Annotated in this window: 32 protein-coding genes, 1 tRNA gene and 1 other RNA gene; 17 read left to right on the top strand and 17 right to left on the bottom strand. The window is 45.4% G+C overall.

Translation table 11 applies throughout. The annotated features are described in order from the left end of the window. The 4 genes from RIG27_RS26215 to RIG27_RS26200 all read left to right on the top strand — a co-directional run. Positions 1 to 1,489: DUF4114 domain-containing protein (locus RIG27_RS26215; RefSeq protein ID WP_446350101.1), on the top strand; the 1,489-nt coding region annotated here is incomplete at its 5' end. Positions 1,490 to 1,694: 205 nt separating this feature from the next. Then, positions 1,695 to 1,835, top strand: a complete 141-nt coding sequence (locus RIG27_RS26210; protein WP_446350099.1) for a hypothetical protein — start codon at positions 1,695 to 1,697, stop codon at positions 1,833 to 1,835. Then, positions 1,832 to 1,993, top strand: coding sequence for a hypothetical protein (locus tag RIG27_RS26205; protein ID WP_446350098.1), 162 nt, complete (start codon positions 1,832 to 1,834; stop codon positions 1,991 to 1,993). The genes RIG27_RS26210 and RIG27_RS26205 overlap by 4 nt, the downstream gene beginning before the upstream one ends. A gap of 35 nt (positions 1,994 to 2,028) precedes the next feature. Further along, complete coding sequence (locus RIG27_RS26200) at positions 2,029 to 2,199, top strand: hypothetical protein (protein WP_446350096.1); 171 nt, start codon at positions 2,029 to 2,031, stop codon at positions 2,197 to 2,199. Between the two features lie 322 nt (positions 2,200 to 2,521). Here RIG27_RS26200 and RIG27_RS26195 read toward each other — a convergent pair whose 3' ends face one another. The 9 genes from RIG27_RS26195 to RIG27_RS26155 form a co-directional block, all read right to left on the bottom strand. After that, entirely contained in the window at positions 2,522 to 2,671 is a 150-nt protein-coding gene (locus RIG27_RS26195) for a hypothetical protein (RefSeq protein WP_446350094.1), read from the bottom strand. A gap of 107 nt (positions 2,672 to 2,778) precedes the next feature. Beyond that, positions 2,779 to 2,855 (bottom strand) — tRNA-Met (locus RIG27_RS26190). 124 nt (positions 2,856 to 2,979) lie between these two features. Continuing rightward, entirely contained in the window at positions 2,980 to 3,936 is a 957-nt protein-coding gene (locus RIG27_RS26185) for an asparaginase (protein ID WP_446350092.1), read from the bottom strand. Between the two features lie 133 nt (positions 3,937 to 4,069). Beyond that, on the bottom strand, positions 4,070 to 4,570 hold the full coding sequence (locus RIG27_RS26180) for a CGLD27 family protein (RefSeq protein WP_446350090.1): 501 nt from the start codon (positions 4,568 to 4,570) through the stop codon (positions 4,070 to 4,072). A gap of 14 nt (positions 4,571 to 4,584) precedes the next feature. Beyond that, a complete protein-coding gene (gene rsfS / locus RIG27_RS26175; RefSeq protein ID WP_446341049.1) occupies positions 4,585 to 5,001 on the bottom strand; it encodes a ribosome silencing factor in 417 nt (138 codons plus the stop codon). An 80-nt stretch (positions 5,002 to 5,081) separates the two neighbouring features. Then, complete coding sequence (yqeK, locus tag RIG27_RS26170; RefSeq protein WP_446350088.1) at positions 5,082 to 5,669, bottom strand: bis(5'-nucleosyl)-tetraphosphatase (symmetrical) YqeK; 588 nt, start codon at positions 5,667 to 5,669, stop codon at positions 5,082 to 5,084. 64 nt (positions 5,670 to 5,733) lie between these two features. Further along, the gene (locus RIG27_RS26165; RefSeq protein WP_446350086.1) at positions 5,734 to 7,062 is read right to left on the bottom strand and encodes a glycosyltransferase family 4 protein; all 1,329 of its coding nucleotides are present in this window, start codon (positions 7,060 to 7,062) and stop codon (positions 5,734 to 5,736) included. A gap of 239 nt (positions 7,063 to 7,301) precedes the next feature. Then, positions 7,302 to 7,748: an ATP-binding protein gene (locus RIG27_RS26160; RefSeq protein WP_446350084.1), complete on the bottom strand. Its 447-nt coding sequence runs from the start codon at positions 7,746 to 7,748 to the stop codon at positions 7,302 to 7,304. Positions 7,749 to 7,774: 26 nt separating this feature from the next. Next, positions 7,775 to 8,746 carry an anti-sigma factor antagonist gene (locus tag RIG27_RS26155; RefSeq protein ID WP_446350082.1) on the bottom strand — a complete coding sequence of 324 codons (972 nt, stop codon included), beginning with the start codon at positions 8,744 to 8,746 and terminating at the stop codon, positions 7,775 to 7,777. A 114-nt stretch (positions 8,747 to 8,860) separates the two neighbouring features. On the opposite strand from RIG27_RS26155, the gene RIG27_RS26150 reads away from it, so the two are divergent. Further along, positions 8,861 to 9,643, top strand: coding sequence for a 7-carboxy-7-deazaguanine synthase QueE (locus RIG27_RS26150; protein WP_446350080.1), 783 nt, complete (start codon positions 8,861 to 8,863; stop codon positions 9,641 to 9,643). Here RIG27_RS26150 and RIG27_RS26145 read toward each other — a convergent pair. The 4 genes from RIG27_RS26145 to RIG27_RS26130 form a co-directional block, all read right to left on the bottom strand. After that, the gene (locus RIG27_RS26145) at positions 9,640 to 10,284 is read right to left on the bottom strand and encodes a DUF3318 domain-containing protein (protein ID WP_446350078.1); all 645 of its coding nucleotides are present in this window, start codon (positions 10,282 to 10,284) and stop codon (positions 9,640 to 9,642) included. The two genes, RIG27_RS26150 and RIG27_RS26145, sit on opposite strands and share 4 nt — an antisense overlap. A 290-nt stretch (positions 10,285 to 10,574) precedes the next feature. Continuing rightward, positions 10,575 to 10,671: signal recognition particle sRNA small type (ffs, locus tag RIG27_RS26140), an RNA gene on the bottom strand. Positions 10,672 to 10,724: 53 nt separating this feature from the next. Then, positions 10,725 to 10,991 (bottom strand): YciI family protein, encoded by a 267-nt coding sequence (locus tag RIG27_RS26135; RefSeq protein ID WP_446350076.1) that lies wholly within the window; start codon positions 10,989 to 10,991, stop codon positions 10,725 to 10,727. A 13-nt stretch (positions 10,992 to 11,004) separates the two neighbouring features. Then, the gene (locus tag RIG27_RS26130; RefSeq protein ID WP_446350074.1) at positions 11,005 to 11,577 is read right to left on the bottom strand and encodes a helix-hairpin-helix domain-containing protein; all 573 of its coding nucleotides are present in this window, start codon (positions 11,575 to 11,577) and stop codon (positions 11,005 to 11,007) included. A gap of 19 nt (positions 11,578 to 11,596) precedes the next feature. Between RIG27_RS26130 and RIG27_RS26125 the strand changes: the two genes are divergently transcribed. Together RIG27_RS26125 and RIG27_RS26120 are read left to right on the top strand one after the other, a co-directional pair. Then, entirely contained in the window at positions 11,597 to 12,232 is a 636-nt protein-coding gene (locus RIG27_RS26125; RefSeq protein WP_446350072.1) for an IS607 family transposase, read from the top strand. 70 nt (positions 12,233 to 12,302) lie between these two features. After that, the gene (locus RIG27_RS26120; RefSeq protein ID WP_446350071.1) at positions 12,303 to 13,742 is read left to right on the top strand and encodes a zinc ribbon domain-containing protein; all 1,440 of its coding nucleotides are present in this window, start codon (positions 12,303 to 12,305) and stop codon (positions 13,740 to 13,742) included. Between the two features lie 161 nt (positions 13,743 to 13,903). Here RIG27_RS26120 and RIG27_RS26115 read toward each other — a convergent pair whose 3' ends face one another. Then, positions 13,904 to 14,299, bottom strand: a complete 396-nt coding sequence (locus RIG27_RS26115; protein WP_446350069.1) for an NINE protein — start codon at positions 14,297 to 14,299, stop codon at positions 13,904 to 13,906. Between the two features lie 216 nt (positions 14,300 to 14,515). Between RIG27_RS26115 and RIG27_RS26110 the strand changes: the two genes are divergently transcribed. From RIG27_RS26110 to RIG27_RS26080, 7 genes are all read left to right on the top strand, one after another. Next, positions 14,516 to 14,839 carry a DUF1825 family protein gene (locus RIG27_RS26110; protein ID WP_044206685.1) on the top strand — a complete coding sequence of 108 codons (324 nt, stop codon included), beginning with the start codon at positions 14,516 to 14,518 and terminating at the stop codon, positions 14,837 to 14,839. Positions 14,840 to 14,999: 160 nt separating this feature from the next. After that, positions 15,000 to 15,698 (top strand): 3-oxoacyl-ACP reductase FabG, encoded by a 699-nt coding sequence (gene fabG / locus RIG27_RS26105; protein WP_446350067.1) that lies wholly within the window; start codon positions 15,000 to 15,002, stop codon positions 15,696 to 15,698. A gap of 224 nt (positions 15,699 to 15,922) precedes the next feature. Beyond that, positions 15,923 to 16,453: a Rab family GTPase gene (locus RIG27_RS26100; protein ID WP_446350065.1), complete on the top strand. Its 531-nt coding sequence runs from the start codon at positions 15,923 to 15,925 to the stop codon at positions 16,451 to 16,453. Further along, positions 16,446 to 16,616 (top strand): hypothetical protein, encoded by a 171-nt coding sequence (locus RIG27_RS26095; protein WP_446350063.1) that lies wholly within the window; start codon positions 16,446 to 16,448, stop codon positions 16,614 to 16,616. Before RIG27_RS26100 ends, RIG27_RS26095 begins: the two co-directional genes overlap by 8 nt. A 156-nt stretch (positions 16,617 to 16,772) precedes the next feature. Continuing rightward, complete coding sequence (locus RIG27_RS26090) at positions 16,773 to 17,537, top strand: PAS domain S-box protein (RefSeq protein ID WP_446350061.1); 765 nt, start codon at positions 16,773 to 16,775, stop codon at positions 17,535 to 17,537. Between the two features lie 242 nt (positions 17,538 to 17,779). Continuing rightward, positions 17,780 to 18,766, top strand: coding sequence for an ABC transporter ATP-binding protein (locus tag RIG27_RS26085; protein WP_446350059.1), 987 nt, complete (start codon positions 17,780 to 17,782; stop codon positions 18,764 to 18,766). 142 nt (positions 18,767 to 18,908) lie between these two features. After that, entirely contained in the window at positions 18,909 to 20,579 is a 1,671-nt protein-coding gene (locus tag RIG27_RS26080; RefSeq protein ID WP_446350058.1) for an ABC transporter permease, read from the top strand. A 174-nt stretch (positions 20,580 to 20,753) separates the two neighbouring features. Here the strand turns inward: RIG27_RS26080 and RIG27_RS26075 are convergent, their stop codons facing one another. Continuing rightward, entirely contained in the window at positions 20,754 to 21,980 is a 1,227-nt protein-coding gene (locus RIG27_RS26075; RefSeq protein ID WP_446350056.1) for a methionine gamma-lyase family protein, read from the bottom strand. Between the two features lie 30 nt (positions 21,981 to 22,010). Here RIG27_RS26075 and RIG27_RS26070 point away from each other — a divergent pair, with 30 nt between their 5' ends. Both RIG27_RS26070 and RIG27_RS26065 read left to right on the top strand, forming a co-directional pair. After that, complete coding sequence (locus tag RIG27_RS26070; protein ID WP_446350054.1) at positions 22,011 to 22,496, top strand: hypothetical protein; 486 nt, start codon at positions 22,011 to 22,013, stop codon at positions 22,494 to 22,496. 201 nt (positions 22,497 to 22,697) lie between these two features. After that, positions 22,698 to 22,916 (top strand): hypothetical protein, encoded by a 219-nt coding sequence (locus RIG27_RS26065; RefSeq protein WP_446350053.1) that lies wholly within the window; start codon positions 22,698 to 22,700, stop codon positions 22,914 to 22,916. A 25-nt stretch (positions 22,917 to 22,941) separates the two neighbouring features. On the opposite strand, the gene RIG27_RS26060 is transcribed toward RIG27_RS26065, so the two are convergent. Next, entirely contained in the window at positions 22,942 to 24,354 is a 1,413-nt protein-coding gene (locus tag RIG27_RS26060; RefSeq protein WP_446350051.1) for an aminopeptidase P family protein, read from the bottom strand. A gap of 29 nt (positions 24,355 to 24,383) precedes the next feature. After that, a complete protein-coding gene (locus RIG27_RS26055; protein ID WP_446346057.1) occupies positions 24,384 to 24,611 on the bottom strand; it encodes a hypothetical protein in 228 nt (75 codons plus the stop codon). 642 nt (positions 24,612 to 25,253) lie between these two features. Between RIG27_RS26055 and sfsA the strand changes: the two genes are divergently transcribed. After that, positions 25,254 to 26,015, top strand: coding sequence for a DNA/RNA nuclease SfsA (gene sfsA / locus RIG27_RS26050; protein WP_446350049.1), 762 nt, complete (start codon positions 25,254 to 25,256; stop codon positions 26,013 to 26,015). Positions 26,016 to 26,101 lie beyond the last annotated feature (86 nt).

Raw genomic sequence — 26,101 nt, 5'->3', positions numbered from 1 at the left:
AAGTGACCGAAATTCTGGAGAGTATTTGGGAGTTAAGACAGTCCAAATGCGTCCAGGGGATGAGTTTGGTTTCATGCTGGTTCCCAATAATACAGTGCAACGGGTGTTTGATAATCCCGATGTGGGAGGGGCGGCGCGTCCTCTATTTTCCATGGCGACAGCGAATCCAGATGATGCGTTTCATGTGGGGCAAATTGCCGATGTCACCGGGGATGGAAGTACCTTTGTGATGGAAGATTTGCGGGTGGATACCCAGTCGGATGGGGATTATAACGATGTTATTTTCCAAGTGCGCGGGGCGACGGGTGAAGCCGCTTTAATAGATGAGGTAATTGATTCTGGAAAGGATTGGCGGGAGACGGATTTGGGTCAAGCGTTGATTGATTATGCCGAACCTTACATTACGCCGGATACGCCTGATGATGGCGGACTATTAACCGATGAATTGGTCGGAGAATCTTCAACCGATGAGATTGTAGTCGATGAGAGTGAAATAGTCACAGAACCGACAACTGAACAATCAACTGATGTTGTTACTGATGAATCTGTTAACAATAGTGAAATAGTCACCGAACCCACAACTGATGAGTCAACGGATGTCGCTACTGATGAACCTGTTAACAATAGTGAAATAGTCACCGAACATGAGTTTTATCGAGTGAACGATAATGGTTCAATGCATCTCATTCGTAAAGATTCGGGTTGGCGAAAAACTTGGGATATGATTATTCCGGGTGATTTTAACGGTGATGGTAAGACCAATTTACTTTTCTATGACCGCCATACAGGTGACCATGAGTTTTATCGGGTCAATGATAATGGGTCAATGCATCTCATTCGGAAAGATTCGGGTTGGCGAAAAACTTGGGATATGATTATTCCCGAGGCAGCGAAGGTGAAACGGAATACTGAAGATCCGCATGAAGATTCATATCAACCCAATCCAAATTACACTTACAAGGAAGCCGATTACTTGAATACTTTGTATCAAGATAATGTTGGTAACACTATAAGTTCTGAATACGATTGGTATCACAAAAATCGTTACGCCACTGATTCTATAGATGGTCATGGAGTAGATGGTAAAGTCTATGCGTTAGTAGGCGGAGAAGTGATCGAAGCCAAAAATGGAAAAGTTTTGCCATATCATCAGAAAAACACAGAAGCAAAACGAAATAAGGTTTGGAAATACAATGGAACAGTTGCAATTTTCAACTCTGAACTGAATAAGACATTCATATACTGGCATTTTGCTGAAGGCTCAGTTGATGAAAGTTTGAAGAATAAAACGATTAAAGCAGGTTCTTTAATCGGAGTAGAAGGAGAAACAGGGGTATCTTTCGGAGTGCATACTCACATTCAGGTACACAACGGTCGCGTTACTGTTGATATGGCTAACAGCAAAGCTCCTCATCGAACATCTCGATTACATATTCCGACTGTATTTCAAAAAGCGGTCAGAAAAGGATTAGTGAAATTGTATCGCTAATCCAAACAAAGGGCGCAAGTGGTAGGGTGCGTTAGTCGGGAATCAATTTCAGACTTAATCAGTCAATTAAAAAACCCGACGTAACGCACCAAATTTCCAAGAATAAAATCAATCAGGTTTCGGTGCGTTACGCGGGGAATAAAATTTACTCGACTTCGGCAAAGATTAACTCCCCGCTAACACACCCTACCGAATCGCTGTTTTTGTGGAGGCGATCGCGCCTTCCCCTTTCCCCGGATACACCATCTCACCAGGAATAGAAGCGATTCCCCACCAAGGTGCGATGGAAGCCTATCCAGGAACCCATATAACCGCTCAAAAAACACCGTTTGACACCGCCAATTGAATAAAGGGCGACCCGATCAAATTAAGCGGACACCGTTGTTAATTAATGCGGTGCGGGTCGCCCCTACACCCGAATCAAAAGTGATAGTCTCCCCGCGTGCGATCGCACCTCTCTCTCCCAATTTGCGCCAATCCCTGATCAAAAGCGCGATCGCCTAAAACACACCTCCATTTTGAGTCAGGGCGGGCGCGAGTTGAAAAGTTATCACAAACATCAAAATCAAGCACCATTACCCGCCCCTACAAATACCTGGACTTCCACGCGATCGCACTTTCTCTATCCCCAGGGTGCGATCGCTCTTCGAGTAGAGCCTACAGCAGATCGCGCCTCTCTTTCCCCAGATACACCATCTCACCAGGAATAAAAGCGTTCTCCACCAAAGTGCGATGGAAGCCTATCAAGGAACCCATATAACCGCTCAAAAAACACCTTCTGACACCTGGAATTGAATAAAGGGCGACCCGATCAAATTAAGCGGACACCGTTGTTAATTAATGCAAGCGGGTCGCCCCTACACCTGAATCAAAGGTGATAGTCTCCCAGCGTGCGATCGCACCTCTCTCTCCCAATTTGCGCCAATCCCTGATCAAAAGCGCGATCGCCTAAAACACACCTCCATTTTGAGTCAGGGCGGGTTTTGTTGGAACATGATCACAAACATCAAAATTAAGCGGCTAAACCCGCCCCTAAAAATACCTGGACTCCCACGCGATCGCACCTTCTCTATTCCCAGCGTGCGATCGCGTTTGGGATATGGGTGAGGATTGCGATCGCGTCTTCCCTTTCCCCAGATAGCCCCGATAATTGCGATCGCCTGAAACACGGTAGGATAGCACCGACGTGCGCCCTGATCTAGCTGTGAACTTAGGATCTATAAACCGCCCAATATATATACAATACAACCCTGTAAACTCAATCGTTTACAGGGCTTACCTTTTGAATTTGGTGGCGGGAGGCGGATTTGAACCACCGACCTTCGGGTTATGAGCCCGACGAGCTACCAGACTGCTCTATCCCGCGTCGCTTTAAACAGCATAACACCTATTTCCTAAATGTGGCAACTCCAAGCAAAAAAGCCTAGGTGCGGTAGTACAAACAAAGGACAAAGGACAAATGACCAAGGACATAAGACAAATGGCCCAATTCAAAAACTCATCGAGAGTTCGCCAATAACCTCTAAACGCTTGAACTCTCCTAGCTGCATAAAGGTTTCCGCCAAACTTTCCGCCACGGCGGGACTAATCCAACCCATTTGCTTCAAAAGCTGAATCGCTACCGCATATTTAGCGCGTTTGGCTCCATCCATGACTTTAATTGTCATACCGAGTCCTTCACCCACACGACCGATACATTGAACCCCTTCTGATCCAGCTTTACTCACCAGTTCACCTTGAGTCAATCGCATTAATTCTGTATCAAATGCTCCTTCTCCTGCCACTAAGGTAGGATGATGGGTCATTGCCCGAACAATTCGCTCCATTGCCAAATTGTCACCAGAAGCGAGTTGAGCAAAGAGGGTGGCGATTTGAGCGAGTTGCAAAAAATACGTCGGTGCGCCACAGTCATCGTGTGCCAAAATCAACTCTTCTGGTGGCATCCGCATCAATTCCGCGACTTTGCTCAAAACGAGTCGTTGAACGGGGTGATTGTACTGTAAATAACTATCAATAGACCAATTGCGTTGGCGGCAGACAGCAAGCATACCTGCATGTTTGCCAGAGCAGTTGTATTCTAAGGCACTTTGCTTACCCGGAGGAATAGGACATTGCAAGGCTGATGGGTCAACATCGCAGCGCCAAAGAATCTTAAAAACCTGACGAACCTGTTCCAGATGACCTTGGTGGGAACTACAAATAATTGCCAAATCCCGGTCGTTAAGATTATATCGTTCCAGGGTTCCCGTTGTGGTAACTGCCAGAGCCTGAAACGGTTTGAGTGCCGAACGAATAAAGGTTGATGTTTCTGAATTGCCCGCTACAGATAGCACACGCCCTCGCTCGTCACAGAGGACTGCTTGAGCGTGGTGGATGGATTCGGCTATGCCTTCCCGGAGTAAACGGACTTCGATCGCTGGTGCTTGATTACGTTTTACCCTTGTCATTCGTTATTCGTCATTGGTCATTGGTCATTGGTCATTTGTAAGAGTTTAGGGAATATTGACAGAAATTAATAGTGTTGGGTTTATTTCCACCAACCCAGTTAATCGTTTTGAGGAAAAACCAAACCATAAATTATCAAGAAAGAGTCCATAGCAAGCTGCCACTTATGATCAGAATAGCGATAATGCCCAATGTTCGTTGCAGGCGTTGCAGAATGGGCTGAACTTGATAGGAGACGATCAGGCGATCGCGACTCAGGACTTCTGGCGGCTTTGTCCAGGTTTGACCATCATACCAGCCGGACTCTTCATAGCCGATGGTTTCGGTCGATAAGCGATCGCGCACGTAAGACCAACCTAAGTACAGTCTCAGTAACACCAATATCAAAAACACGCCAGCACCTGCGCCACCCGCCAAAATAAACTGTACCAGATGCTGGTGCGGCGCAAAACTAGCGGCGGCGACTGGACCAGCTATTAACCAGCTTAACCCCCAAACCCAAGCCAGCTTGAGTCCATAATTTCTCAATTCTAGCTTCGCCCAACGGAAAAACCAAGACTCTTTTAATTGTTGGTACTCATGAATCGGTTGTTGTTCTGTCGGTACGGGACAGAAAGAAACGGACGATTCCCTCATAGTATTTGTTCAGGTTAGGATTGTTGCGAATTGAATTCAACATATTCGGCGTGACCCCAAAATGCTTCTAGATTATAGAACTCCCGTTCCTGGGGCAGCATAATGTGAACAATCACCTCACCGTAATCCTGAAGCAGCCAGCTTCCATCGGCTTGTCCTTCGGTTCGTAGAGGACGCCGTTGCCAAGTCGTTTCCACTTGATCTTCAATCGACTGAGAAATCGCCCTCACCTGTACCCGTGAAAAGCCTGTTACAATCACAAAATAATCAGCAATATAGGAAACATCTGCCACGCGCAGGATGACAATATTGTCGCCTTTGCGATCATCGGCAGCTTGAGCAATAGTTAATGCCAAATCGGGTCCAGTTTTTTGCTCTTGATTGTCGTTGACAAATAAGGTAGATGAGCGTTGAAATTGATCTTTTGTCATTTGTTTTTTGTCATTTGTCATTTGTTAGAGTTTGATGATTTTTTATAAAACGTAACATTTTTCGGTTGATGTCCATTGACCTACTGAGTCAATTCTGGTTTTTGGCTAAAGCGTTGCACCGCCCAGTTCCGAGTTAAGATCATGCGGGGGTGAATCAGGCGACGGGTATTGAGCAGGTGTTTGACACAGTAGTCGCACGTTAGCCAAACGGCTTTGTGCAGATCAACGCGAGCAATTTTCCGCAAATTTTCTAACTCCGGTGTATTGCCACGACCTGGTTCCAGGCTATCGGCTAAAAACACAACGCAGCTCATCTCACTCATTTCTGGGTTTCCTAACGTGTGCAGCGCGATCGCATTGAGTACAGCGTCCTCTTGGATAGCGAACTGCTCTTTAGCCACGATAGCACTGACATCAGCATGTAACAGATGGGGAGTTGCCGCACAGATTGGATCTATATCGATACCTCCCTCCTTAGCCATTCGCAAAAGTCGCTCTGGCTTAAAGTATTTAGCCAGATCATGCATCAATCCGGCTTGAGCGGCTTGCTCCACATTTAAATGATAATGTCGAGCTAATTCTATCGACATCTGCTCAACCCTCAGGATGTGCTGCATCCGGGCTGTCGGAACATTATCGTCTAGCCAGGTTAAAACCTGATCCCGCATTCGGTCACAAAACTCCTCAAGGCTAAGATTGACTCTATACTATAGGTATTGAATCCATTTTATCTCAACGCTTCTGAAGGGAAGCAAAGAGTTGTTCATAGCGATCAAGCGCTCGGTCAAACGCATAATTTTCTTCGGCATACTTTCTGCCTTTCTCACCCAAAGCTTTGACTTTTTCCGGATGGAGATAGAGATCCAAAATTTCGGCGGCTAAATTTTTGGGATCTTCGGGTTTGACCCTAATACCACCGCCACTGCTTTGAATGGCACTGGCGGCTGTACCTTCGGCTGGCACCGAGGCGATGATGGCACGACCGCTTGCCATCAAAACCGGAATTTTTGAGGGCATATTAAAGTCAATAACCTTGTGCTTTTGCAAGACCAAGCCCACATCGGCGGCGGCTAGCATTTCCGGGAGTTTTTCGCGAGGTTGAAACGGTAGCAGAAGAACATTGGTGGCTTTACAGGTTTGTTTATATAGCTGGAGTTGTTGCAAGGCTTTGGCTTCCGCTTTTAGCTGCGATCGCGCTTTCTTTTGGATCTCAATTTGCCATTCTACCAGCGCCCTCGCTTCTTCTTGCTGCAATCGTTCTAAAGCTTTTTCTTCTCCCACAATGACAATGGCAATTTCGGGAATGTGGCGCAGGCGAATCGAAGCCTGGATAACGGTTTCTATGCCTTGACTTAGCGCTATATTCCCGGAGTACATCACCACAAACTTGCCGTTGAGTCCATGCTCTTGACGGAATGCATTCGGTTCTTTAGGTAAAGGTTTGATGAAATCAACATTCACCCAATTTGGAATCAGCTCAATTTTGCTTTCACTGACTCCCTTCTTCTGCAAGTTTTTAATAAACCCATCAGCAATAACACTAATTTTGGTCGCTGTCCGGTAGGCAAATTTTTCCAAAATCGAAAAGATGCGAATCAGCTTGGGATTGGTCAGAATTTCCAGGTGTACAGCCGCATCTGGTAAAATATCCTGAAGATTGAGAACCACTGGAACCCGGTGTAGCCATCCTAGGAGTGCTGCGGGTACGGCAACCGGTAGTGGTGGTGCTGTCAAGAAAATGATATCGGGGCGTTTACCCTTTAGAGCATGGACAAAACTCGTCGCCACAAAGCTAACTTCCAATAATAATCGGTCGATTAAACTGGGTTCAGGGCGAATCCAGACATAGCTGCGCTGAATCGCTACACCGTTGATAACTTCTGTGCAGTATAATTTTCCTTGGTAGTCTTTATAGACTTCTTTTTGAGGATACCAAGGCATACCCGTAACCACCCGAACTTGATGTCCTCGTTTCACTAACCCCTCAGCGAGTTCGGTCATCAGTGGGGCAATGCCAATGGGTTCGGGAAAATAGTTGTAGGAATAAATCAGAATTCTCATAAATTTTAGGAAAGCAAGTAGGACTTACCCAGTTGGGGCTAATTTTTTCGCCAAACTAGCCGAGTGCCTATCAATCAGGATATCTAGGCTTATGTTCAAGGACATTGCACGGCTCAATTGCTAAGGAAACACCATTATTGTATAATCTACCTATTGTAGTTGCCTTTATCAGTGTAGTTGCCTTTATCAGAATGTCCCATAGTAAGAGTAAGTGCAATAAACCTACAGGCTAGATAAATTCAATGGCTCACTGGTACGAGTCGTTTTCCCATAAACAAACAATTGCGCCGATCAGATAAGCGTTGATAAGATAGTTCATCGGTGAATTGCTCCATCAAAATTAACCCTCTGCCTGTTTCCTCTAGAACGTTACAGCCTTTTTGGTGTAAAGCGTCCAACTTAGCCTGCAAATCGAACGGTTGTCCGTGATCCCACATCCGCATTTCTAAGCGCTCAGCAAATATCTTCAGCTCCAGCTCAATCGGTGTGGTTTGAGGTAAGTGGCGATGAGCGTGGTGAACCGCGTTGGCGAATGCTTCGTCTAGTGCCACTTTACAATCCATACAAAATTGGTCAGGAAATTGGCGCAAAGCTAGCCGATCAAACCAGGCGAGAATTTTAGCAACAGCGTTGATGTCTGTGGCTACCTTGAGGTGCGATTGTTTAAGGGGTTTGTCATGGTGCATCAATCGAAAGCCAGTCCCATGTTTTGTTAAGCCGCGCCACTATTTTTAGAAAAAACCACTAAAATTGTTTTGATAATTAATTTGACATCATACATCAAGCTCCAGTGATGCTGGTAGCGTAAATCTAAGTCAATGATATCCTTAAAGTCGTGGATTTGATTTCGCCCATTGACCTGCCACTCTCCTGTCATACCTGGTTTGACATCTAAACGCTGCCATTCTGGTACCTCATAGTAATCTACTTCATCGGGTGTCGGGGGTCGAGTTCCAACCAAACTCATTTCCCCTTTCAGGACATTGACAAATTGAGGCAGTTCATCAAGGCTACTTTTCCGTAAAAACCGACCGACTCGTGTCACTCTGAGATCAGGGGCATTTTCATCCAACAGTTTAACTCTAATTTTACCCTTACTAATATCTTGACTCCCGACATACATGGAGCGGAACTTCAAAATCCGAAATTCTTTGCCCATCCACCCCTTACGGATCTGACTGAAGAAGATCGGACCTCGTGAATCAAGTTTGATGGCAATAGCAATTGGAATAAACAGCAGTGCGGTAATTCCTAAGCCAACGATTGCGCCGATAATATCAAGTCCACGTTTGATCCCAGAGCGGGTGGAAGGGTGAGTGGGTGGTAATACTGGTGGCTGACTTGATTCAAACAGGAGTTCCACTGTTAGAATTTGATCGAGTCCCGTCATTTTCAAAACTGCCATGACCGGAGTGCTAACATTGGTGAGTACCAGTTCAACCTCTTTACTGGTCGCATTTTTGTAATTGTTCACCAACGCCCCAATCCCACAGCTATCGATAAAGGTCGTTTGACGAAAGTCTAAAATAATTTTGGGCGGCAGGGGGTGATTCTGAAAAATTTGCTGGAAGGTTTCTTTGAAAGCCACAGCTTCAAGCACACTCAGGCGATCCGGAAGTTGCATGACGGGAGTTTCATGCAATAGTATTACTTTAAAATCCGCTTCTGACATTGAGTCACCCATAACAACCTGTATTTTTTGTATTCACCTGTGTTCCTGATGTGTTCCTGACCAATATTGTGTCGTACAATTGCTAACTTAACCGAAAACTCACTTGAATTTACCGATCCTCAAAAAATGTCAGCTAAGACTGGACTCACCGCACGGCTCATTGAACTGTTTTCTGCCATTCAAGGTGAAGGACTCAATGTTGGTATCCGTCAATTATTCATCCGTTTGGCTCTGTGTGATTTGCGCTGCCATTTTTGCGATAGTCAGAATACCTGGACAGTTCCAGATTTAGCGGCTGTGGAACAAACTCCCGGAAATCGGGACTTTGAAGCTCATCCTAATCCCGTAACCGTTGATCAGTTAATGACATGGGTTGAGCGGCAAAATTATCCAGGACTCCATGAAAGTATTAGTGTAACAGGTGGCGAACCCCTGTTGCAGGCTTCCTTTTTAAGAGAGTTTTTACCCGTGGTACGACATCAAACCGGGTTACCCATCTATTTGGAAACCGGTGGACATCGTCCGGAGCAACTAGCCCAGATTTTACCCTATTTAAATAGTATCGGTATGGATATGAAATTGCCGAGTGTAAGTGGGGAAGAGTGTTGGCTCGCTCATCGTCAGTTTTTACAACTTTGTCTGGATGCAGATATTCAGTTTTTTGTCAAGCTGATTATTGCCCAAACAACGAACACCGCCGAACTGGAGTTAGCCGCCGAATTGGTTGCAGCGTGTAACCCCAGTATTCCCGTGTTTTTACAACCTGTAACGCCCCTGGCTCAACCCCATCATGCGCCAATGAGTCCGCCAACGCCGACTCAAGTTTTAGAATGGCAAGCGTTGATGAAGCACCATCTCAAATCAGTGCGCGTCATCCCCCAAACCCATAAGATGATCGGTCAGCTTTAGGCTCTGGATTCTCGTTTGCTTTTCGCTTCAGCTTTGGCTTTAGCAGCACTTTTTTTCAATGCGGCTAGGCGAGCTTCGTAGCGGCGACGTTGACGGCGACCGGGAGTAACTTCGACTAAGGTTTTTAAGGCACTGCCTAGGCTCTTGTAGGCGTTGGGGAGAGTGTAACCAAAGCGAGTAGCCAGGGCGATCGCTTTTTCATCTGCCTCAATTTCTGCCTTGAGAGTTTTCTCGCCGTTGTTTTTCTGATAGAGTCTCCATCCAGAAACACCACAGAGGGCGAGTGCCAACAGCAGTAGCAATCCATCTTGTACCCAAAGTTCCCCAACAGCTCCTCCCAAACCAATGGCTAGGGCTGCCATTTCCCAACCTTCTTTGGGGATCGTGTCATTCTGAATCCGGGCAACTTCGTGCCAAAATAGGAGATTACGTTGGTCAAGGGCAAACTGCTCCCATTTCACTAAGTCAATTTGCACCTCCACCTCATCGCTACCAATTTCTTCGGTGCGTAACAATGGGGGATTGACCTCAGTCGTTCCTTCCACCATGACCCAGCTTTGCAATTCTGGGGGGAGTAAGGTTTTTAGACGCCGGAGTTCACTCATCTCGGCTTTGGCAGAAGAAGTTGCATAAGATGTCATAGATCTGCCTCCAGGAAACTTAAACCAATTAATAAGGGTATCATTTGGCAGTATAGCGAGATTCACCCTCTGCCCTGTTTCTGGCTAGGTGTCAGGTAGCTTTCCCGGCTTTCCCGGCTTCCCCCAGAAGGGCGGGTTTGGTTAAGTTATCGGTTTGGCGTCATAAGTTATAAGTTATCCGTCAAAAGAAGCCCCTACACCCCCTGCTTCAAGAGCTTCAAGAGATCCATAACTCAACCACAATACTGATTCAGCAACTCCTAGGAACTACACCGTAGCGCTAGATACGAGAAGACCCGGAGTTCACGCCTATCCCAAGCATCTCGTATTGCTGCTACCTTCCGGTTCTGACAAGGTTTGAGCGTTGGGATTGCATGAATCCGAGTCATTTATCAGCATAACATCTTTGGAACCCCATTGATCAGTTCAGGGAGATATTTTTATTCGGCAATGATGCACCATTCGTGAAGCTGGTACTTAACACAGTGATTTACCACCAACGGATCTCGCTCAACGATCGCCTGTGCCTCTTGTTTTGAACTCGCCTCAAACAGGAGCATTCCTCCTCCTCGCTCCGCCCAGTAACCTGTTTTGGCTTGATGTCCTTTGGCAATCAAGTCTTGGACGTAGGCTTTATGAGCCGGAACATATTGGTCAAACGTAGGTTTATCGACGATGCCTTCTTCTATCTTGACGAACCAGGGCATTTGCTTTTTCCGATCAAAACCGCAGATAGTACATTATCTCAGATATCAGGTCTGGGGGAAGGGCAAGGCGTCGCTGTAAGTCGGCTAAGTTACGATAATTGCCCTGCTCTTGCCGATTTTGCACGATCGCTCTGGCAAAAAACAAGTCAACCCCAGGAATTCGGCTCAGTTGTGCCACGGATGCTGTATTCGCCGGAATCGATACGGGGGTGGCTGGACTTTCGGCGTCATAGAAACAAAAGCTGAGAATTGGTTGTAATAGCTGTAACCTCCCCACAGGGATACTTAACGCCGCCGCAATATCCTCCAAACAGCAAAACTGTACCCCACTACTTGCCAATTCAACCAGCGATCGCGCTTGATGGATGGATATTCCTGGTAATCTTAGCCAGTCATCCACCGTCGCTTGATTGACATCAATTCTCATCCCCAGCGCCACCGCCACCTCTATTTCTTGCGCCGATTGCAGCCGATAGTAGGGATCACTCTGAATCCGGGCTTGGATTGAGCGCCAGGTTGGGTTTAATCGATCCGTCGATAATAGCCTTATCGACAGATCCCCCAAAATCTGTTTAAATCTCTGCATAATTGCCTATCTGTTTATTATGCATAGATTAGAAGATCTAGTTCAAATTGGGGAAGCTGCCAAGATTCGAGGTGTCAGTATTGATACCCTTCGTCGATGGGAGCGATCCGGCAAGCTAAAAGCGGAGAAGACAGAAGGTGGTCATCGCCGCTATCGGGTTGCCGACCTGCTCAAAGTTGACAACCAGAACTTACGCCATACCGTTATTTACGGACGGGTTAGCACTCCAGATAAGAAAGAGGATTTGGCGCGTCAAATTGGGGTGTTAGAGCTTTACTGCCAGCAGCACGGATGGGGCTCGGTTTATACGCTAAAAGATATTGGTTCAGGGCTGAACTATAGGAAGCGTGGTTTACTAAAATTGATTGACTTGCTTCAGCGCAATGAGGTGGAGCGGTTGCTAATCACTGACAAAGATCGACTATTGCGGTTTGGATCAGAGCTAATCTTTGCACTCTGCGAAAACAACGGAGCGGAGATCACTATCCTGAACAAGCCAGCAGAGCAAGAACCAGAACAAGAGCTTGTTGAGGACGTTCTAGCGGTCATTACTGTGATGTCGGCTCGATTGTACGGAAAGCGGTCGCGCCGTAACCTAAAGGCAATGCAAGCTATGCATGAATGTGCCGAAAAACTTATTGACTCCCAGGATTGACGAATTAAAACTATGCAGATAGAATTATTATGTAGTTTTATTGGCTTAACCGAGGAAAAGTAAAGTAACGATGTCACGTCGCAAGAGACAACAGAAAACTAAAGAAATTTATACTCAGGTTATTCCTGTTGCCTCTTGTTCCGACTTTCCGCAGGTGATGCGGATCATGCACCTGTGTGGCATCGAGAGAGCATTAACATACAACAAACTTGGGTCGCTACAAGGGTGGGGGCTTGACTGGAGGAAAGCCGACCCTATCGTGAGAACTCAACTGAGTCCAACTGATATTGGATTACCTGCGAAGCTTTGGGAATGGTCGGTCAATGACACCATGAAAGCAATTTTAGCGCAACAAGAAGCCGCTAAGACCTTCATGGTTCGAGCAATTTACCGCCGCGCTCTAGACGAACCATCGCGGTCTAAGTTGCTGGATTTGATGCACAATGATCCAACCTCTGATCCTTGGCTACATCGGGTGTTCCGTAATCAATACCAGCGTGGACATACCTTTGTTCGTAATCAGATCGTTTACCAAGGTGGCGGTTACACCTGTAAGCGACTCACTCGCAATACAGTCAAACTGGAAGTTCAAGGGTTGGAGAAAGGTAAGCGGATTACGCTAAAACTGAAATGTCGTCGCACTGTGTCTGGGCAGATTCGACTAATTTGCAATGAAGACGGTCAGCTATCCATCCATTGCACTCGGAAAAGAACGCTGACTCTTCCCAGGCTCCGGGTCGATCAAGAAATCGGTATCGACAAGGGGTATACTGAGGCGTTTTATACCTCCAATGGGGACAGCATTGCCGATGGACTCGGACATCTTATGACCGAGAAAACGAAGCGCATCACCCGCACAAATCGCAATCGTTACAGACTGCGCTCTCATGGCAAAAACAACCCGGAAAAATCGGCAGCAATCCTCAAAAACAATCTGGGTCACAAAGTCAAATCGCGTAAACTAAGAAAAGAAAAAGCAACCATTCAGAATTTCATTCGCAAAGATTTAAGACGAGTTATCACCTCTCCGACTCGCATCTTTGCAGAAGACCTCACCTTGCCCATCATTGGAAAACAGCAAGCGAAGCCGATTAATCGCAAGCTGAATCAATGGATGAAAGGTGAGTTACAAGCTTCAATCGAGAAGATCGCATTGGAGACTGGATCAACAGTGTCTGTGGTGAATCCAGCTTATACGTCGCAAATGTGTTCTCGCACCGGGACGTTATTGGGTCAACGGGACGGGGATCGTTTTACCTGTTACACAGGGGACGTAATTCAAGCAGACAAAAATGCTGCATTGAACATTCTGCATCGCGGCTTTGATAGTGAGATCACTCGCTTTCTGAAATATGCAGAAGTCCGTGCCATTTTATTGATGCGGACAGTTCGATACTTGGCTTCGATTGGAAAGTCCGTAACCGAAGCTTCAGATTTGGGCTGGCTTAGTCCCAAGTTTAGAGCAGAAGCCTTACGACTTGAAGCGGAGTATCACCTAGCGGGGTGCTAGGTGCGGTTAAGCTCCGGTGGGTGGGAGAAGTGCCTTGCTCCATCAACGTCCCTAACGATAACCATCAACGGATGAAACCAGCAATATGAGACATTTCTAGCTTATCTGCATAGATTTGCACAGATTTAGTTCACCCCAGTCAAACAGTGCCATCTTCTTTATCAGGCAATACGATCCAGTAATTGGCGACGCTTTTGCTCAAACTCATATTCTGACATCAACCCCTCCTGACGCAGCTTGTCCAGTTGTCGCAGTGCATCCGCGATCGCACCCACTTGCGCCGGATCAACCTCTGGGATTTGACTTGGCGCTGATGTCCCGGTTTGGATCAAATCGCCATTAAAATTTTGGTCGAATTGTTCCGAATTTTGCAACAAATACCATACCCCTTCAATGGCACTCGCCACTCTGGGAATTGGTGTCCAGGACAGCAACAAATACAAAACTCCCCACCAAGGTTGCCCCAGATAAAACTTGTGCAGTCCAGAAATAGGTATCACTACCCCACTAAATGCCAGTAAGGAAGCAACTTTTCGACTTTTCGGCTTGCTTAACATAGTGGTTCTAACACCAGACGAAAGGACACCGTTATCAATCAAGAAAGAGGAACGCTATGCTTTAATGATATTCAACTACCCTGCACCCGGCATCCCCACACCCCTACTCCCTTGCATCCCCAATACGGATAACCGAAGTTTCCCCTAAGTGCAACACTGCACTAGAATATGACTGGAAACGGCAGTACAACCCACTCGGTTGATCGGGTAAGAGCTATGGGGTTTTTTGATTCAGATATAGTCCAACAAGAAGCTAAACAACTGTTTGAAGATTATCAGTCCCTTGTCCAATTGGGAGGCAGCTACGGTAAATTTGACCGAGAAGGGAAGAAAATTTTCATTGATCAGATGGAAGCGATGATGGAGCGCTATCGAATTTTCATGAAGCGCTTCGAGTTATCCGAGGATTTTATGGCTCAGATGACAGTTGAGCAGCTTAATACACAACTTGGTCAGTTTGGCATCACGCCTCAGCAAATGTTTGATCAAATGCAAATGACGTTAGAGCGGATGAAATCGGAACTGGAACAACAGTCTTAGAAGTGGACTCGGAGGGGTTTGGTAACCAAACCCCTGTTGTTTGTGCCGCCTATCATAGACATCCACCCGATTAGGTGAAGCCAATTCGTGCTTGAATAGAGTAAGGGCAGCTTAATCGCTGCTCAAATCGCGGTATTTTGGGAAAGGAAGATACCCACTCATGAAAGGCAAACACGTTTTACTCACTGGCGGTACTGGCGGACTAGGAATAGGGGTGACTCCAGCCGTATTAGCCTCTGCACCCAAAACGGTAACCATTCCTTATCGCAATCCTCAAGATGTAGAACACCTGAAACAAATCCTATCCCCGGCGGATTTTGTCCGGATTAGCTTTGTCCCTACCGATCTCACTGATGAGGCGAATGTCAGCAAGATGATCGACGATATGGAAGGGGTGGATGTACTAATCCATTTAGTGGGTGGCTTTTCCATGGGAAAAACCCACGAATACAGTTATGAAGCTTGGAAAAACGATTTTGACCTGAACTTAAATACCACCTTTTTGGTGTGCAAATACAGTTTGGCGAAAATGCTGCCCCAGAATTATGGGCGCATTATTACCGTGGGATCGCGGGGTGCTGTGCAACCGGGGGGACAGTTAGCCGCCTACTGTGCAGCAAAAGCTGGCGTTGTCGCCCTGACTCAAGCGATCGCGGATGAAACCAAAGGCACAAATATTACCGCCAATAGTGTACTCCCTAGCGTGATTGACACACCAACCAATCGTCAAGCGATGGGAGAAGAAAATGCCAATCAGTGGGTGAAACCCCAATCTATCGCCCAGGTGATTTGTTTCTTAGCCTCAGACGCGGCGCAGGATGTAAGCGGTTCGGCTGTTCCGGTTTATGGCAGCATTTAAGTAGAGACGTAGCATGCTACGTCTCTACATTGTTTTAGGGGCGGGTTTGACTTAAGTCAATTCGCCGTTCTTGGGGAATCATATCTGGACAATTAATCGCCCATCATGGGTCATTCGTCAGTGACAATAAACACAAACAACTAATAACTTTATAACTATTTTATATCGCTAAAATATAAATATACTATACTATATTCCCTATCAATTGGAGTTAAGAAACAAGGATGACTTCCCTGATCTCTAAAAAAATATGTATGCTGGGTGATTTTAGTGTCGGTAAAACCAGCTTAATTCGTCGCTTTGTAGAACGACAGTTTAGTGATAAGTATTTGTCCACTGTGGGGGTAAAGATTTCCCGAAAAACGGTTAAGGTGCAAGCAAAAACTCCCCAAAATGCGATTCAGGTACAAATGCTCATCTGGGATTTGGAGGGAAATACTAAATTTAAAACGGTGACGCCGATGTACCTACAAGGCGCAACCAGTGCGGTAATCGTAGCTGATGTCAGTCGCCAAGTCACAATCGATCATATTTCAGATCACTTACAAGCGTTTTTATCTGTAAATCCCAAAGGATTTGGTCTCGTTGCTTTAAATAAAGCGGATCTTCTTTCGGAAAAACAACAGCAAGATTTGCTAGACAAGTGTCAATTGAATTATCCAAATAAAATCGCTGCTGTCTATCCCACATCAGCTAAAACGGGGAAAAATGTTGACGATATTTTTTTTACCCTAGCTCAGCGAATGGTTGAATGAAGAAGATGATGTGCAACCCCCAGATCAGGAACTGATGCAGGTTATGGTAGCAATTAGTAATCAGTTAGGAGAGTTTATTAAGCGTAAACAAGCAGAAGCCGCACTGCGACAAGAACAGGAAAAATCTGAACAGTTAGACGTAGCCAGCTACAGCAGTGATTAATAAAAGCAGGGTAAAAATAATGAATAAAGAATGATTACTCAGGTTAAATCCTATACTTGCTATATATAATTTCTATGCTGTAATTATTGAGATTAAAAAATATTAGTAATAAAATAAATATGAATATGTTAGCCAATCTAGGTAATATAATTTTTTATGCACACCCTGTTTAAAAAGTTACTATTTTCTCGTCATATTGAATATTTAGCCGTCGATGAGTCATTCAGTATTTTAGAATTATCTCATAAAATCGCTCAGTTCGCTGACCGTCCTCAGGATTTGAGTATCGGTAAGGATGTGCGTCTGAGTTTTCCGGAACTTGTAGGAATTGAAGAGATTTTAAGCTATATCCTTCAGGGGCGACAGTTAAACTTTGATTTAAAAGGAATTGGGCGATTTTCGGGACGAGGTAATCTTCTCTATTTTGATATGTATATCATCAATGACAGTGAAGATTATCAGGCAGGAAAAAAACTCATTATTTTGTGCGAGGATGTCACTGATCGGATGAATTTAGAACAGACCTTAGTTCAACGCTCAAATGAAACGACCTTATTATTAGATGCTTGGGCAGCATCTAGTCAATATCTTGATAAAATCATCCAATATATAGGAGATGCTTTATTCGTCACTAATTCGTCATCCATTATAAAACTTGTCAATAAAGCGGCTAATTCCTTGTTCGGTTATAACAATTCTGAGTTAATCGGCAAACCTTTATCTTTAATTATTGATGAGTCTCAGGTTGAAATTTTAGTATCTCCGAAAAATGGCTCTTGTGGCAATGGCATCAACACAACTAAAATGGTTTGTCAGACTAAGACGGGAGACAAGATTATCGTGGCATTTTCCTGTTCTAGAATTGAGAGTGAATTAGAATACGAACAGGATATTATTTATATTGGGCGTGATATCAATTGATGAAGTAAATTCAAAAAATATTAATAAGCCTAAAATTATTACTGTTCCCTGTTCCCTGTGACACACCGAGCGTGTTACCGAGCGTGTTACCGAGCGAAGTCGAGGTTTATTTTTTTTGGGTGCTGGTACACCTTTACTATTCCCCAATCCCCCCTCCAAACTGCATAAGTGTCACCAGATGAGAGATACCTAAGCTTTAAAGAGGTTAAACTGGCGGACATTAGATCCCATCAGCATCAACTATGGAAGCAGGAACATTTCTCCCATCCCCACCCCCCCTAAGTCAAGACTTAGCTATTTCTACCCATGGATTGACAAAGCAATTTGACCGACATATCGCCGTCAATGATATCGATTTACAAGTCGCAGCCGGTGAAGTCTATGGATTAATTGGTCCCAATGGCGCCGGAAAAACGACGCTAATTCGGATGTTAGCCGCCGCTGAGGAACCGACGACGGGTGAAATTTATATCAATGGCGATCGCTTTTTGCGGGATCAAAGCAACCCCAAACTCAAGCAGCGCATTGGTTATCTCCCCGATGATTTCCCTGTCTACGAAGATTTAACAGTTTGGGATTATCTGGACTATTTTTCCCGACTCTATCGCCTGCGAGAACCCCGACGTACTCGACGCCTGCGGGAAGTGTTGGAACTGGTACAGCTTACCAGTAAGCGCAAAAGCTTAATTGCTACCCTATCGCGGGGGATGAAACAGCGCCTGAGTTTGGCAAGAACGATTATTCATGAACCGATTCTGCTGCTACTGGATGAACCCGTTTCCGGATTAGATCCCATCGCCAGGATGCAGTTTCGGGAAATTATTAAAACCTTACAAGAAGCGGGGATGACGATTTTGATTTCATCCCATGTCTTAAGTGACTTAGCTGAACTCTGTACATCAGTAGGGATTATGGAACTCGGCTATTTGGTGGAAAGTGCGCCTTTAGCTGAACTGTATCGCCGCCTTAGTCGTCAGAAGATTATTCTCTCCAGTTTAGGAGATATGGATGCATTGGCGGCTGAATTGAAAAATTATCCCTTAGTGCAAGAAATCGAACCGATTCCGGGAAAAAACCAGATACGGGTTGATTTTTCTGGGAATCCAGAAGAGAGTGCCATGTTATTGCGATCGCTTGTTGAAGCCGGAATTCCGTTAACCGAGTTTCACTGTACCCAAGAAGACTTAGAAACTATATTCTTAAAGCTAGGACACCAACAAGTCTCTTAGAAGATTGTGAATTATGTGTAGGGGCGGGTTTTACTATTATCGTTTTTGACATCACCCAGATAGAACTAAACCCGCCCCGACCAAGGTTTGAATTGAATATTTTTTCACGAATGACCAATGACAAATTTAGGAGACTATTCTCATGCTAAATAAAGGAATAGACAAACTCGGTGACTGGAACCCGCAACTCTTGCGGGAATTGAAGGGAAGACTGAAGGGACGGAATATCGCGATCGCACTGATTATATCCTTAGTGGGTCAATTCCTACTGTTCTTTTCTTGGTCAGGCGATCGTCCTCATGTTCCTCATGTTCCTTCTCATGCTGATATTCATTACCCCGATATTCATTACCCCGTTGATGAATTGGATATGCAGCTTTTGTGGCAAGACTACTATCGCGACATCTTCATCTCTCTCAGTCTTTTTGTTCTCTTTGCCCTCTTGGTTATCGGGAGTTATATGCTAATTGCTAACCTGGGTCATGAAGAACGACGCGGTACACTGAATTTTATCCGACTCAGCCCTCAGTCAACGTCACAGTTTTGGCTGGGTAAACTCTTGGGGGTTCCCATTCTCCTCTATCTAGCAATTGCCATTACTCTACCCTTCCATTTATGGTCGGGTTTATCTGGCAAAATTCCCTTAGCAGAAATTATCAGTTTCTGGGTAATTCTCATCGCCAGTAGTGGCTTTTTATTCAGTGCAGCGCTGTTATTTGGTTTGTTCGGTTCCTGGTTTAGTGGGTTCCAATCTTGGTTAGGCAGTGGCGCAGTTTTTACATTTTTGGTGATGGCGAATGTTAAACCCATTAACAACAGTTCCTTCGATTGGTTAAGTCTGTTTTCTCCATCCGTATTGTTTCCTTATCTTGTCGATGAAACCAATTCACACTATACAGGTTTCCCCTTTCACTTGGGAAAAATTCAAGCGTGGCAATTTTTTAACCTACCCCTGGGAATGATGGGATTCAGTATTGTTGTCTTGACACTGCTTAACTATGGTTTATGGACATACTGGATTGGACAAGCCTTTAACCGACAGTTTCGGAATCCGGGTACAACGCTACTGAGTAAACGCCAAAGTTATTTATTCACGGCTTGCTGGATAACATTTACTCTAGGTTTTGCCCTGCAAGAGCCAACTTCAGGATATTCTTATCCGTTTCCTGATAACTTCTACATTGTACTGGGATTCAATCTGGTACTGGTTTTGGGTTTAATAGCTGTCCTATCTCCTCAGCGTCAAGCGTTACAAGATTGGGCGCGTTATCGACATCAAAATCGTTCCACTGTTAATTCCTCATTGATAGCCGATTTACTCTGGGGTGAAAAGAGTCCAGCGTTCTTCGCGATTGCCATGAATTGTATGATTGTGGCACTCCCGTTACTCGGTTGGATTTGGCTAGCGTCAGTGGACATTGACATGAAACAGCAAGTCTTTGCCAGTCTAATTCTCAGCCTGAGTATGATGTTAATCTATAGCGCGATCGCACAGTTGATGCTGTTGATGAAAACGCCTAAGCGGGGAATCTGGGCAACTGGAATAGTCGTCGCAGTGATTGTTTTACCACCAACTCTATTGAGTGTATTATCGATTGTTCCCGGACAAAATTGGGGCGGGTTATGGCTATTTACAGCGTTTCCCTGGGATTATGTGATGCGCCATGCATCCGTTGGACTGGTGTTGCAAACCTTTCTGATTCAAGTGATTATCTTGGGTGGGTTAAATTGGCAGTTAAGGCGACAGTTACGCCTAGCTGGAGAATCTGCCACGAAAGCACTTTTGGCAGGGCGTTCACCTTTGTTTAATTGACCGACTGAATTGGGCGCACGCCATGCGCCCCTACAGTTTCTGGATGGAATTGTAATTCATAAAATAAGGTGTGCAAAATCATTACTTTCCCGACTTCCCTCACCCCCAGCCCCTCTCCCAAGCTTGGTAGAGAGGCTGGGGGTGAGGGCTGTAAGTTGAGGAATTTCCCTCATCCTATATTGCTTCTATCGCCGCTTCCAGTGCGATCGCGATATGAGTCCAATGGCTTCCCCCTTGACAAAATACGATATAAGGGTCTCTCAAGGGTCCATCAGCAGAAAACTCTGAGGTACTCCCATCAATAAATGTTCCTCCCGCCATGACTAACTGACTCTCATATCCCGGCATTTGGGCAGGTACAGGATCGAGATAGGAACCAATGGGAGAATATTGCTGAATCGCCCGACAAAAAGCGATTAATTTTTCCGGTGAACCTAACTGAATTGCCTGAATGATATCCCGACGAGGTGCCATGGGTTGAGGATTGACGGGATAGCCTAATTGATCAAAGACATAAGCGGTTAAATGCGTTCCCTTGATCGCCTCGCCCACCATTTGCGGCGCGAGAAAAAGTCCTTGAAATAATAACCGATTCTGTTCAAATGTTGCCCCACCCGAACTACCAATTCCGGGGGCAGTTAATCGACAGGTTGCGGCTTCGACTAACTCGGCTTTTCCGGCAATATATCCCCCAGCAGTGACAATTGTGCCACCAGGATTTTTAATCAACGATCCCGCCACTAAATCCGCACCAACGGCTGGGGGTTCTTGGTTTTCAATAAACTCGCCGTAACAGTTATCGACAAAACAAATCGTATCTGGATTTTGCTGTTTAACGCATTGGACAATTTTTTCGATATCCGCGATGGAGAGACTGGGACGCCAGGAATAACCACATGATCGCTGAATTAAGACCAGGCGTGTACGTTGTCCAATTGCTGTTTTTAACGCCTGCCAATCAATGGTTCCATCAGCCGTTAATTCTAACTGACGATAATGAATGCCAAACTCTTGTAATGAACCCTGACCTTGACCCCGAACCCCAATCACTTCTTCCAAGGTATCGTAAGGCGCACCCACCAAGGATAGCATCTCGTCACCAGGACGCAACACCCCAAACAAGCAACAGGCGATCGCATGAGTTCCAGAAACCAATTGAACTCGCACGGCTGCTGCTTCAGCACCCATGACTTCTGCAAATACTTGGTCTAAGGTTTGCCGACCTAAATCGTCATGACCATAACCACTTACCCCAGCAAAGTGATGCACCCCAACGCGATAATTACGAAAAGCAGTCAGGACTTTTTTCAGATTTTGCTTGACGTTTATGTCAATCTCTTCAAAAATTGGACGGAGTGCTTTAACAGCATCTTGAAGCTGTTCTGAACTGTTGATTACCATAGAATTGTTTTTTTAGATTGAATCCATAAAATGCAACATATTTTTGTCCAACTTGTTATCGTAACCAGTTTAGCCTTAAGTCTCCTCCTGACTAGCATCACTCCGGCTGAAGCAATGACGGTTAATTTTACTTGGCAAGGCAATCAGGGCTATTCGGCAACAGGAACATTCAATTATGATGAAAAAACGGCTCCTGCTATACTATCAGAAAAAGGAGTGGGTACAACTCAAGCCTTAGAAAGCTTGACCGTTTCTTTTGCTGATCCATCGAATCATCCGATTAAAACATATAATACTATTAACGATGGTGTATCAACGGGCAAGTATTTTCAGTTTAACTTTAATACGATGACTCAAGACATTATCGGTTTAATTGATATTGGCGGTGAGTTACCCGGAGATATTTATTTAAAAGGAACGGTTGATACAGACTTATCCTTGATTCAAGTTTTTGATTCAGGAGCGGAGAAAATAGTCGATAGTAATTCAGGGACAATTGTTATCCAAAGTAATTAGGGGCTACTGAATAAGTCTTGTGGTGGGGAGAGGCAACATCTCGACTTCGCTCGGTGTGTCATAGGCAATAGTTGCAACTCTCTGTTGAGGTGAAATTGGGCGCTTAGGTCAGCTTGCAATCCCAGGATGCAAAAGGGTGGTAGAGATACCGTAGTAGCTTGGCAAGCTTAAAACAGTGGTCAAGTATTTTCTCAAACCCTTATGAGAGTAGCGATCCAGAAAAATTTTACCCACAACTTTAAGCTTGCCAGCCTAGTAGGGTGGGCATTGCCCACCAGCCTTAAGTCAGGTATTAGTGAGCAAGATGCTCAATGTAGCGAGCAAGATGCTCAATGTAGCGAGCAAGATGCTCACACTACGACAAGGATTTCACCATTATTGACATTAAGGTTTAAATGCCGAACAGCTTATGACAAATGACCAATGGCGATCCCCACTATTAACTTTAATTTCTCCCACCTAATAGAACCAATTCTTCAATCGCATCTGCCTCAGTTGGTAAAGCGGCGGTGAGGACTTCGCTACCTGAAGGAGTGACTAAAACATCATTCTCAATCCGAATCCCACGCACATCAGCAAACTCAGCTAAACGATTCCAATTAACCACATCTTGATACTTGGCGCGTCGTTCTGGATCATTTAAAATAGCTGGAACTTGATAGAATCCAGGTTCAATCGTCACTAGCATTCCCGATTGCAAGGGTCGATCCAATCGCAGAAATCCTAAACCAAAGCGATCGCTCCTGACTCGACCTTCTGCATATCCCGCTAAATCCCCTAAATCTTCCATATCATGCACATCTAAGCCGAGCAAATGCCCAACGCCATGGGGAAAGAATAAAGCATGAGCATCTCGTTCCACTAAATCCGATACCTGTCCCCGCAGAATTCCCAAATCCACTAATCCTTGAGTCAGGGTGGCGGCGGCTAACAGATGAATGTCGCGATATTCTACACCGGGATGAATTTTCTCAATACAAGCGTTATGGGCGGCTAAAACAGTATCGTAAATATCGCGCTGCGTCGAAGAAAAGCTTCCAGTTACAGGGAAAGTACGAGTCACATCGGCTGCCCATCCTCTCTCCGTTTCCGCCCCCACATCCGCCAACAGTAAATTTCCAGATTGTAAGGGATGGTGATACTGGTCATTGTGCAACACTTCGCCGTGAACCGTAACAATACTGCCATAAGCACAACTCATGTTGTGGGCAAGAATCACCCCTTCCATCGCCCCCCGGATTGTGGCTTCGTAGAGGCATTCTGTTGCCACATCTCTACCCCCGATTGCCTGCATTCCCGCTTTATGGGCAGCTACCGTCACGGCGGCGGCTTTACGTAACTCGGATAATGCCTCCGCGTCGTGGCACAGTCGCAAGGATACAATCGCTTTAGCTAAGTCTCGGTCAATTCCTTCAGGGGAGTTAGCCCGGTTGACGCATCGATTTAATAGTTGTTCTTGCTGCTGATACGTCGCCCTATCTTGCACCGCCAGAGTTGCAGCATTGGCTGTGCGCGAGGCTAAGTCTGAGAACGGAAATGCCGCATCAGCACCAATTTTTTGGGCAATTTCCTCTCGTTTGGGCATTTCCCCATGCCAAAGGGTACTGGCTGGCGAGGGTTCATCCAGAAATAGTTCCAACCTGCCATTGTTGAGATAAATAGCAGCACCTTCCAACGGTAAACCTGCAAAGTAGAGAAAATGACTACTGGCGCGAAATGGAAACGGATTTGCCGGAAAGTTGCGCGGACAAGATTGTCCCGCCCAGAGAATGACGGGAAAATCAATAAGCTGGGCGAGACGAACTCGGCGATCGCGCAGGGTTGTGGCTAGGCTATTGTGGTTTTGCTGACTCTCCATAGTTTGGAGGGTAGCACAAGTTTTGAGGATCATTCAGGATCATCATCAGCGGTAGTGTCTATCCCTTCCGCTTCATACCGTTTTTCTGCCTCTGTTTTTTCTTCGGCGGCTTCTTGATCAGCACCTGTGATTGAATCTTTATCAGTTGCCTTATTTTCTTCTTGTGGTGTGGATTTACTGATGGGTTTTACCAGTCCGCAGGAGGTCATCGTTAAACTGCCCATCATCAGCAGTAAGCTCAATGAGGCGAGAGACATCCAAAGGGGTTTTCTCGTGTTTGGTTTTCCTGAAAACATGAGTCAGCCTTTAATTTAGTCATCCATTTAGTTGTAAGGGACGCCAAAAGGACTCAAAAAGTTTCATTGATATATTGTGTTGCAGCTAAGTTATTTTTATTTTAAAGTCGAAAAATATCCTTGAGTCAAGGCGTGATTTATTAGATACATTTTGCCCCATTCAAGACTTATGCATTTGTCGTTTTCTCCTCATCTCCTAACTCCTCTCCCAAGAAGAGGGAGAGGGGCTGGGGGTGAGGGCTGTAGCGTAAGTTGACACCAATGGATAGTATCGTGTCCCTACGAATGGTGACTTAGATACCCATTTGTGGAAGTCCTGCTATTTTGAAACTGAGAGGGCTGATCCCTCAGTTAATTACCAAAAGTATCTTTGAAAATTGACCTTAACCTCGTGTCATTTTGATATGATCCATAATCTGTTGTTTTTTAGAATCTGAAGTCATCGAAAAGCCTCGCTGAGGAATGGTGATCGAGCGCTTGATGTGTTCCATGATCCGCTGTTTCCGTTGGTCTGAGTTAGCCATGTTGAGTCCATTGAATGTTACTGTATGTTAACTTATTTTAATATATTCGTTAAGTAATGTGAACAGTTCCCAAAAATTAATGGATGATAACTCCGATTGGATTTACAGCTACCCAACCCTAGAGACGGGGAGATTACTCAGACGCTACAAGCGGTTTTTTGCCGATATTCAGCTTACGTCAGGGGAAACCATTGTCGCCCACTGTCCGAATACGGGTCCAATGACAGGCGTTTCCACCCCTGGAAGTTTAGTTCAGGTATCCCGTAGTGATAACCCCAAGCGCAAATTAGCCTACACCTGGGAGATGATCCAAGTCAATGACACCCAACCGACTTGGGTGGGGATTAATACAGCACTACCCAATCGGGTGATGAAGATCATCCTGGAACAAAGGCTGATTCCGGAATTAGCCAATCGCTACAGCCAAATTCGCCCCGAAGTGGTTTATGGCGCAAACCGGAAAAGTCGGGTCGATTTTGTACTGACGGGGGAGAATGACGCACCTCCCATTTATTTGGAAGTGAAAAATACGACTTGGGCGCAGGGAACCTTAGCCTTATTTCCCGATACTGTCACCACACGGGGACAAAAGCACCTGCAAGAACTCCAGCAGCTATTACCCCAAGCCAAGGCGATCATGCTTTATTTTATCAATCGAGGGGACTGCGATCGCTTTAGTCCGGGTGATAGTACTGATCCTGTTTACGGAAAACTCTTGCGAGAAGCGGTTCTCCATGGGCTTGAGGTGTTACCCTGTCGTTTTGAGATTACTCCCCAAGGTATTCGCTATTTAGGGTTAGCTGAGTTTCTTGTTGATTATGACACCGCATCCATCAGATGAGGGCTTTTTCGAGATACCTTAATTCTCACGCTGCCTACGATATGCAGCGACTCGCCCCTACAACCGCGATAATCCTGATAATCCCG

The sequence above is a fragment of the Coleofasciculus sp. F4-SAH-05 genome, from assembly GCF_040222985.1.
GTDB classification, from domain to species: domain Bacteria; phylum Cyanobacteriota; class Cyanobacteriia; order Cyanobacteriales; family Coleofasciculaceae; genus Coleofasciculus; species Coleofasciculus chthonoplastes.
Note: the sequence above shows the minus strand (reverse complement) of the source record. Positions and strands in the feature narration are given on the sequence as shown.